2 protein-coding genes and 1 pseudogene are annotated in these 1,890 nt (G+C 62.3%); 2 read left to right on the forward strand and 1 reads right to left on the reverse strand.

Features of this window, described 5'->3' with window-relative positions; translation table 11 throughout:
* Together CA983_RS43215 and CA983_RS43220 are read left to right on the forward strand one after the other, a co-directional pair.
* Nucleotides 1-181 (forward strand): annotated as a pseudogene (locus CA983_RS43215) (telomere-protecting terminal protein Tpg); the annotation flags it as partial.
* A gap of 244 nt (nt 182-425) precedes the next feature.
* Nucleotides 426-992: a hypothetical protein gene (locus CA983_RS43220; RefSeq protein WP_086606060.1), complete on the forward strand. Its 567-nt coding sequence runs from the start codon at nt 426-428 to the stop codon at nt 990-992.
* 68 nt (nt 993-1,060) lie between these two features.
* On the opposite strand, the gene CA983_RS43225 is transcribed toward CA983_RS43220, so the two are convergent.
* Nucleotides 1,061-1,780, reverse strand: coding sequence for a DUF3800 domain-containing protein (locus tag CA983_RS43225; RefSeq protein WP_086606061.1), 720 nt, complete (start codon nt 1,778-1,780; stop codon nt 1,061-1,063).
* Nucleotides 1,781-1,890: the final 110 nt, after the last annotated feature.

The raw sequence follows: 1,890 nt of genomic DNA on the forward strand, positions 1-1,890 counted from the left end.
CCCCCCGGAGTACGCCCGCCGCCTGTTCGACGCCCGCGACGCGGGTGCCAGCGACCAGCAGATGCGCGGAATCATCGCCGAAGGCTTCAAGGAGGTCTATTTCCAAGACGGCGGAGGCCGCGCTATGGGACTGTCCGACGTCGAAATTAACGAAATTGACTATCTGGATCTCGACTACTGATTCAGGAGCTCCATATGCGAGCGCTTTCTCGCCTGTGTGCCGAAGCACGGTAGGTGTCACCGAAGCAGGCTGGTTGTCACCGCAGGGCCAGTGGTGCGCATCCGCTCGTACATCCAGAAGGCGCGCCGGGAGAAGGTGCTGCCCCACGTCGCTCGGAGACGGCCGCTCCTGCTGAGGGTGCACGGCCCATAGGCACAGGGCCATGGTGGAATAGAAGAGCGTCGGCACCAGTAGGGAGGCTGGCATGGCCACCATCCGCAACGTGACCCCGAACTGGGAGTTCCACCAGCAAATGCACCGGCGCGCCAGGGAACTGGCCCGCATCGCCGACCCGCTGGCCGGCCTGCGAGCCGTCCTCGGACCGTCTTACCTCACGCCTGCCTGGGCGCCCTACACGAACCCCCTGCTCCGGGAGATGGAGCGGACCCGGCAGTGGATGGAGGCCCTCAAACCCCTCCTCCCGCAGTTGTCCGCTGACTGGGGCGACCTCATACAGAAGGCCACGGCGCAGTTCGACCCGGGAAAGATCGACCTCCCCGAACCGGATACCGAAGCCGAAGCCGAAGCCGACACCAGGATCACCCTGCGCATTGACGACCTTGACGAGCTCGACAAGCTGACACCTGAAAAACTCGGCCAGGTTCTGGCGCAGGTGACAGCCGCCGTCTTCTGCACGCTTACCGGGCTATTGGAGCATCCCGAGGACACCGACGAAAGAGAGTGGACGCTGCGCGCCTACAGCCAGGCCTTCACGGCCGGCGAGATCGCCGCAGCCCTATGGGAGGAGCTCACCGACGACACGGAGGGATGAGTCGTCTCAAGCACTTTGGCTGCGAATACCGAACCGGCAGAGGCCCCGGAGGCCCATTTTCGCAGTGGTCATTCTGATGGCCAGGGTTCACGCCAGGTGCGCATGTGCTGATTGATTACATCGGTGATCCTGTCGATAGCCGCCTTAGCATCCGGATGACTGTCCCATGTGTTCCATTTGCGCTGCAACGCATAGGCAACGAGGTCAGCTAGCTGCACCCCCGGGCTCGCGTGCGAGCTCACGAAGTGTATGGAGTCAATGACGGTCTTTAGCTTGGTCCCAGGCACTTCACCTCCGCCCCAGTCTTGGAGATCAGCGACCATCTTGACCGCCCGCAGCTGATGCTCCTTCTGCTCGTCGGCGATCAGGATCTTGTTGCCGGTGTACCTGGTGTCGATCTTCTCTAGGAGGAACTGCAAGGCCAACAGGTAGGCGTTCCCGTCTGCGTCGCCGCCGTACCGAGTGTGCAGGCGTTCCTTGTGGATGCTGGCGCAGGACACATCGACGTCGAGATCGTCAATCACCGAGATCGCATCCTCGTAGGCGGCGATCAGCTCGGCGTACGACAGAGAGTCCCAGTGGCCGATGCCGTTCCAGATCTCGTTTCCGTGTAGCTCAAAGTCGGCTGGTACCCATCCCAAGTGCGTTCTCGCTACCTGACGGAACTTTTCCGCAAGCGGCTGCACTTTGTCCTCGTGGACGAGGACGGCAGCCAGCGTCAGCAACTTCTGCTTGCTGGCGCCCTTCCCAACGGAGCCGGTCTCGTCGATGTACACCAGGTGTGCCATGCGTCGAGTAAAGCGGACCGTGGCTCCCAGGGGAGGTAAAACGATCAATCGAGGAACAGGCGGATCCCGCCGGCTGAAGTACTCAGTCCAACTGGGAGAAGGAGCTGGTG

The sequence above is a fragment of the Streptomyces swartbergensis genome (assembly GCF_002148965.1).
Taxonomy (GTDB): domain Bacteria; phylum Actinomycetota; class Actinomycetes; order Streptomycetales; family Streptomycetaceae; genus Streptomyces; species Streptomyces swartbergensis.